The following is a 6,890-nucleotide window of genomic DNA, read 5'->3' on the forward strand; positions in this document are numbered from 1 at the left end:
GTCCTCGTCAGCTGGGTTTGTACCTAATAGTGTTAGGTGATAAATACTGACCTATTTATAAGGTTTATAATTGGGTAACTCAAGAGTTAGACTGTATTTTTTAAAATAGTTCGTTATTTTTTAACGAATTTTAGCGTACCACAAAACTTTGTAAATGCGTCTAAAAAAGCCTATTGTGATAGTCGTAATTAAACACTGTTTATATAAATTTGTGTTTTTCTATTGGCTTTAGCACACGGGTTGTTTAGAATCGAGGAAAACAAACAGGTCAGACCTGTCAGCGGGAGAGCATAAATGTCTGAGCAAAATATACTAAAAACACCAAAGGGCGACCGTATTGCCATAGTTAGCGGCTTACGTACACCTTTTGCAAAGCAAGCAACAGCGTTTCACCATGTACCTGCACTTGATATGGGTAAGTTGGTGGTTAACGAAATGCTTGAGAGATTAAATTTCAACAAATCAGAAATTGATCAACTTGTATTTGGTCAAGTAGTACAAATGCCAGAAGCGCCAAATATTGCTCGTGAAATTGTATTGGGCACAGGTATGCCAGTATCGGTTGATGCATATTCTGTATCGCGCGCATGTGCTACCAGCTTTCAGGCTATTGCTAATGTAGCTGAGTCTATTATGGCGGGATCTGTAAGTGTAGGTATTGCAGGTGGCGCAGATTCGTCATCAGTATTGCCAATTGGTGTAAGTAAAAAGCTAGCAGGCAGCTTAGTTGATTTAAATAAAGCGCGTACGCTTGGTCAACGTTTAAAAATATTTTCAAAACTGCGTTTAAAAGACTTATTACCAGTGCCTCCTGCAGTTGCAGAGTACTCAACAGGCCTTTCAATGGGGCAAACTGCTGAGCAAATGGCTAAAACACACAACATTAGCCGTGAAGATCAAGATGCGTTAGCGCATCGTTCTCACTCACTTGCAACGCAAGCATGGGCTGATGGTAAGTTAAAAGATGAAGTAATGACGGCGCATTTACCGCCATATAAAAGCTTTATTTCAGAAGATAACAACATTCGTAAAAATTCAACGGTTGAAGGCTACGCAAAGCTTAAACCGGTGTTTGACCGTCAGCACGGTACTGTTACCGCAGCAAATGCAACACCATTAACTGATGGTGCAGCGGCCGTACTTATGATGAGCGAAAGCAAAGCAAAAGCACTTGGCTACGAAATACTAGGTTACGTACGTAGCTTTGCATTTTCGGCAATTGGCGTAGAAAAAGACATGTTAATGGGCCCAGCTCATTCAACGCCTATTGCACTAGATAGAGCGGGTATTACGCTTGCTGATTTAGATTTAATTGAAATGCACGAAGCGTTTGCATCGCAAACACTTGCCAATATGAAAATGTTTGCCTCAGACAAATTTGCACAAGAGCATTTAGGTCGCAGCAAAGCAATTGGCGAAATTAACATGGATAAGTTTAACGTTAACGGCGGCTCTTTAGCATATGGTCACCCATTTGCAGCAACAGGTGCACGCTTAATTACGCAAAGCTTACACGAGCTTAAACGTCGTGGTGGCGGTTTGGCATTAACAACAGCGTGTGCTGCTGGTGGTTTAGGTGCAGCCTTTGTATTGGAGAGCGCGTAATGACTGATTCAGTATTTAATTTAGCGGTAGATGAAAACAAAATTGCCGTAGTAACGATTGATGTGCCAGGGGAGAAAATGAATACCCTGCGCAGTAGTTTTGCCGATGACTTAAAAGCATTATTAGAAGACGCTAAGTCGCAAAATGTAAAAGGCATGGTATTTATAAGCGGAAAAACCGATAACTTTATCGCGGGCGCCGATGTAAAAATGCTTGATAGCGTTCAAAAGCGTGATGATGCTTTAGCTATTAGCGAACTATGCCATCAAGCATTTTTTGATATGACAAAACTGCCATACACAACAGTAAGTGCGATTCATGGCGCTGCATTAGGTGGTGGTTTAGAGTTTGCTTTAGCGTGTGACTACCGTGTTGGTACCGACAGCGATTTAACAAAAATTGGCTTACCAGAAGTGCAACTTGGTTTACTACCAGGTGGCGGCGGTACGCAGCGCTTAACTAAAATTGTTGGTATTCAAAAAGCACTTGAGTGGATGCTAACAGGTAAACAAATTCGCCCTAAGCAAGCTAAAAAAGCAGGCGTGCTTGATGACTGTGTACCACACAGTGTGCTGCTAAAAGTTGCAAAAGAATTTGCGACTAAGAAAAAGCCACAAGCAAAAGAGCCAAAGCTCGACAATATTAGTAAATTACTAGAATCAAACCCGTTTGGCCGTAACTTTATCTTTAAAAAAGCTAAAGAAAACGTACTTAAAAAAACGGGCGGGCACTACCCAGCACCACTCGCTATTATTAAAGCTGTGCGTGCTAGTGTAGAGCTTGATGAGCTAAAAGCGTATAAAACAGAAGCTGAAAGCTTTGCAACACTTGTAATGAGTGACGAATCGAAAGCGCTTCGCGGTATTTTCTTTGCAACCACTGAAATGAAAAAAGAGTGGCGCAATGATGACGCACCCGCAATTAGCAAAACTGCTGTTTTAGGTGGTGGACTAATGGGCGCAGGTATTGCGCACGTAAGTGCTGTTAAAGCTAAAGTACCGGTACGTATTAAAGATGTAGCAGAGCAGGGCATTAGTAATGCAATGAGCTACACCTACAAAATTTTAGACAAGCGCCTTAAGCGCCGTATTATGTCTAAAGCTGATATGCAGTTAACAATGAACCGTATTACAGGTACAACAGACTACAGCGGCTTTAAACACATTGATTTAGTAATAGAAGCTGTGTTTGAAGATCTTGCGCTTAAGCAAGGTATGGTTGCCGACGTAGAGCAGCAATGCCAAGAAAATACAATTTTTGCTAGTAACACGTCATCATTACCAATTTCGCAAATTGCAGCGCAGGCAGCACGTCCTGAAAATGTAATTGGCTTACATTACTTTTCACCAGTAGAAAAAATGCCATTAGTGGAAATTATTCCACACGAAGGTACATCTAAAGAGACTATTGCTCGCGTTGTTAACTTTGCACGTAAGCAAGGCAAAACGCCAATTGTTGTAAAAGACATGGCCGGTTTTTACGTAAACCGTATTTTAGCGCCTTACTTAAACGAAGCTGCTAATTTAATGCTTGCGGGTGAGCCAATTGAAAAGATTGATGCAGCCCTAGTTGAGTTTGGCTTTCCGGTAGGACCGCTGGCTCTACTTGATGAAGTAGGGATTGATATTGGCTCTAAAATTGCTCCAATTCTTGAAAAAGAATTAGGTGAGCGTTTTAAAGGCCCTGATGCATTTATGCGTATGATTGATTCAAAACGCCTTGGCCGTAAGTCGGGTCGTGGTTTTTATGAATACGACAAAAAAGGCAAAAAGGTTGATGAGTCAGTTTACGAACTATTGGGTGTTACCCCAGCTCCACGTTTAAACAAAAGCGAAATTGCTAAGCGATGTGTATCGAAAATGCTTAACGAAGCAGTACGCTGTTTAGATGATGGCATTATTGCAAGCCCTCGTGATGGCGACATTGGTGCAATATTTGGTATTGGTTTCCCACCATTTTTAGGTGGCCCGTTTAGCTATATGGATAAATTAGGCGCAAGTAAAATAAGCTCTGATATGTCTACATTAGCTAACAGCGATGCTAACTTTGCTCCATGTGAGTCACTGGTAACAATGGCAAGCTCTGGTACTACTTTTTATAATACAGCAACTGTTGAGGTTGTAGCTCCTGAAGTACAAAGCACTGAGCCACAAGAGCAAAGTGTCACTGAGCCTGAAGTTACTAAAGAGATTGAAACAAAAGAATAAAGTTTCTACTGTTTATAAAAACCGCATTTAGATGCGGTTTTTTTATGATTTTTAATATTTAAATGAGGAGCTTAATGACATTATTTACACAAAGATTGAGCATGTACCAAATGGAAGAATCTGATTGGCCTCTTTTTCTAGCGCTTCATCGCGATCCTCAAGTCCTTAAGTATTGTTTTGATATGCCAATGGAGTCACTGATAAGAAACCGCTTTGAGATACGCTTACCTAAGTGGAATACTAAATCACGCCACCCACTGTGCTTACTCATTATTAATAATAAAACAAAACAACCAGTGGGTGTTACAGGCTTTGCCTATGACGGAGAAACCGCAGAGCTTGGTTATTTATTATTGCCAGAGTATTTTAATAAAGGCTACGCGACAGAGTCTTTAAGAGCTGTGATTGATTGGGCTTGGAAAGAATGTGGTATTAGGCAGTTTAAAGCTGTCGTAACGCGTGGCAATATTGGTTCTGAAAAGGTGCTTAGTAAGTGTGGCTTAACCCATACCGATACACTTTTTAAAGTGCATACAATAGGCGAAAAGTTATATGACGATTTAATTTATACGCTTAAGGTTTAAGGTTTAAGGTTTTAATGGGCTAGTAGCCTAGCCCAAAAAGTGCTACAAGTGAAGTGCGATAGCTTTGCGGTCTTTTTCTGGCATATTTTCTACGACTAAATTAAATGAGTTATCAATCATTCTCTCAATTTCACTTTGTGCAATTGTGCCGTCTAAAATTACTGTGTTCCATAAGCGTTTATTCATATGGTAACCAGGGATCACTGCCGGGAAAGTATCACGCAATGATATTGCTTCATCAGGATCGCATTTTAAGTTAAGCCACCAAATAACCTCACCATCATCATTAGTTTGACCGTCATTGCCAATAGCAAGAGTCGCAAACATTTTATGATTCACTTTATATACATCAACCTCTTGCGCAAATGGTTTTGTAACCTGAACAAGTGGTTTTTTAACTAAATACTCATGTACTTTTTTCTGGTCCATGATCCATTCCTTGAAGTCATACTCGGTAAAGCTACCATAGCAGTTTTTTTCACATTTGATTATATGTATTTTAGTATAAATTAAAATTTTACAAGCTAATACAACATGTAGCGTAAAACCAACGTAATTTTAGTTGAACAAAATCCAGTTCGTGGTATGTTTCTGCCAATCAAAAAAATAATAGGAATTCACACATGCCAAAGGCGAGTGATGTTAAAAAAGGTACTGCTATTGACTTCAATGGCCGCGTTTTAGTTGTAAAAGATATTGTGCGCTCTGTGCCGCAAGGTCGTGCTGGTGGTAGTTTATACCGTATGCGTTTATACGATGTGGTAACCGGTGGTAAAGTTGACGAAACATTTAAAGACAGTGACATGCTAACGCTGGCTGATTTAACACGCCGTGAAGTAATGCTATCGTACATTGATGGCGACGAGTATGTGTTCATGGATAATGAAGATTACACGCCTTACAACTTAAACAAAGATGCTATTAGCGAAGAAATTTTATTTGTTAATGAAGAAACGCAAGGCGTACACGTCATTGTTATTGATGGCGCGCCAGTAGGACTTGATTTACCATCAAGTGTTGAACTTGTTGTTGAAGAAACAGACCCATCTATTAAAGGTGCATCTGCAAGTGCTCGTTCAAAACCTGCACGTATGTCTACTGGCTTAAATATTTCTGTGCCAGAGCATATTTCAACAGGTGACCGTATCCGTATTAATACTGTTGAACACAAATTTATGGGTCGTGCTGAAAAGTAACGCGTAAATTATAATTTTAAAAGCCGAATCTGTGTTTAACAGGTTCGGCTTTTTTGTGCGCGAGGATTTGTTGCTTTAAATTTAATCACGTTAGCGTTAGAATAAGCGCCGTATTTTTGAGCAACTTTAAGGGGTAGCTTTGTTTATAGTTTTACTAAGCATTACATTTATAGCTTTAATGTATTTAGAAACCATTAAAAAAGGCATGCCAATTAAACGATGGCTGATTTTAGGCGGTTTACTTGGACCTGTAGCCTGGTGCTTGTTTAATCTACATTATCGTCGCGCTTTAGTTAGAAATGTAGGAATAAATGCGTGTATATGGCGCCCTTAATTTATCGACGCCACATTTTTATTTTTTCTAATTAAGCTTGGGGCTGCTTTAGTTTGTTGCTGCTTTAAAAATTCAGTAAATTCACTTTTTGATAGTGGCTTGGAATAATAATAACCTTGTACTGTTTCGCAATTAAGCTTTTTGAGTATATCAATTTGATGGGCTTGTTCTACACCTTCAGCCACTACATGTAAATCAAGGTTATGTGCAATAGTGACTATTGAGTCGACCATATTACGGCCACGTTCATTGGTCATGTCATCTATAAATGCTTTATCTACTTTAAGTGTATTAAGCGGAAATTGCTTTAAATACGCTAATGATGAATAACCAGTACCAAAATCATCCATTGCTAAATGAATACCTCGGGCACTTAACGAACGCATAATTGCAATGGCTTCTTTAGGGTCATCCATTACAGTACCTTCTGTTATTTCAAGCTCTAAAAAGTATGAAGGTAATTCGTTTTTTTGCAAAATAACGTCAATACGAGAGGTTAAATCGGGGAGGCTAAATTGCTTTGCTGATAAGTTAACGGCTACNTCTAGCCATTCTTTTACGTCTCTGCAGGCTTTGTTTAATACCACTTCACCAATTTCAATTATTTGGCCCGTTTCCTCGGCTATAGGTATAAATACACCAGGGCTAATAATGCCTTTTTTGGGTGTAATAAAGCGCACTAACGCTTCCATTCCGGTTAGCTTGCCTGTGCGAATATTCATTTTTGGTTGGTAGTACACTTCAAAATGGTCTTCTTTTAAACCAAAGCGCATGAGGTTTTCAATTTGCAGTCGTTTAACGGCTTGACGGTTCATCGTGTCGTTAAAAAATAAGTAGCTGTTACCTTTCTTTTTAGCATGATACATGGCGGTATCTGCATTTTTTAAAAGCAGTTCAGGCGTATTACCGTCTTCAGGGAATAATACAATACCTACACTTGAGGTGATTGCCAGTTCGTGGCCTG

Annotated in this window: 7 protein-coding genes; 5 read left to right on the top strand and 2 right to left on the bottom strand. The window is 39.5% G+C overall.

Features of this window, described 5'->3' with window-relative positions; all coding sequences use genetic code 11:
• The first annotated feature begins 294 nt into the window (after positions 1-294).
• The 3 genes from fadI (at position 295) to L652_RS0114400 (ending at position 4,396) form a co-directional block, all read left to right on the top strand.
• A complete protein-coding gene (gene fadI / locus L652_RS0114390) occupies positions 295-1,605 on the top strand; it encodes an acetyl-CoA C-acyltransferase FadI (protein WP_004335629.1) in 1,311 nt (436 codons plus the stop codon).
• Complete coding sequence (gene fadJ, locus L652_RS0114395) at positions 1,605-3,812, top strand: fatty acid oxidation complex subunit alpha FadJ (protein ID WP_024596741.1); 2,208 nt, start codon at positions 1,605-1,607, stop codon at positions 3,810-3,812. The genes fadI and fadJ overlap by 1 nt, the downstream gene beginning before the upstream one ends.
• 74 nt (positions 3,813-3,886) lie before the next feature.
• Positions 3,887-4,396, top strand: a complete 510-nt coding sequence (locus tag L652_RS0114400; RefSeq protein WP_024596740.1) for a GNAT family N-acetyltransferase — start codon at positions 3,887-3,889, stop codon at positions 4,394-4,396.
• 42 nt (positions 4,397-4,438) lie between these two features.
• On the opposite strand, the gene L652_RS0114405 is transcribed toward L652_RS0114400, so the two are convergent.
• Complete coding sequence (locus L652_RS0114405; RefSeq protein WP_024596739.1) at positions 4,439-4,825, bottom strand: MmcQ/YjbR family DNA-binding protein; 387 nt, start codon at positions 4,823-4,825, stop codon at positions 4,439-4,441.
• A 194-nt stretch (positions 4,826-5,019) separates the two neighbouring features.
• Between L652_RS0114405 and yeiP the strand changes: the two genes are divergently transcribed.
• Complete coding sequence (yeiP, locus tag L652_RS0114410) at positions 5,020-5,592, top strand: elongation factor P-like protein YeiP (protein ID WP_002962153.1); 573 nt, start codon at positions 5,020-5,022, stop codon at positions 5,590-5,592.
• 139 nt (positions 5,593-5,731) lie between these two features.
• A complete protein-coding gene (locus tag L652_RS1000000125490; protein ID WP_024596738.1) occupies positions 5,732-5,926 on the top strand; it encodes a hypothetical protein in 195 nt (64 codons plus the stop codon).
• Here L652_RS1000000125490 and L652_RS0114420 read toward each other — a convergent pair.
• On the bottom strand, positions 5,923-6,890 hold a 968-nt coding region (locus L652_RS0114420; RefSeq protein WP_024603517.1), incomplete at its 5' end, for a GGDEF domain-containing phosphodiesterase. The genes L652_RS1000000125490 and L652_RS0114420 overlap by 4 nt on opposite strands.

It is taken from the genome of Pseudoalteromonas sp. TB25 (assembly GCF_000497995.1).
Lineage (GTDB): Bacteria > Pseudomonadota > Gammaproteobacteria > Enterobacterales > Alteromonadaceae > Pseudoalteromonas > Pseudoalteromonas distincta.

Coding starts and splice junctions, on each gene's coding strand:
- fadI (WP_004335629.1), top strand. CDS start 295: ATGTCTGAGCAAAATATACTAAAAACACCAAAGGGCGACCGTATTGCC.
- fadJ (WP_024596741.1), top strand. CDS start 1,605: ATGACTGATTCAGTATTTAATTTAGCGGTAGATGAAAACAAAATTGCC.
- L652_RS0114400 (WP_024596740.1), top strand. CDS start 3,887: ATGACATTATTTACACAAAGATTGAGCATGTACCAAATGGAAGAATCT.
- L652_RS0114405 (WP_024596739.1), bottom strand. CDS start 4,825: ATGGACCAGAAAAAAGTACATGAGTATTTAGTTAAAAAACCACTTGTT.
- yeiP (WP_002962153.1), top strand. CDS start 5,020: ATGCCAAAGGCGAGTGATGTTAAAAAAGGTACTGCTATTGACTTCAAT.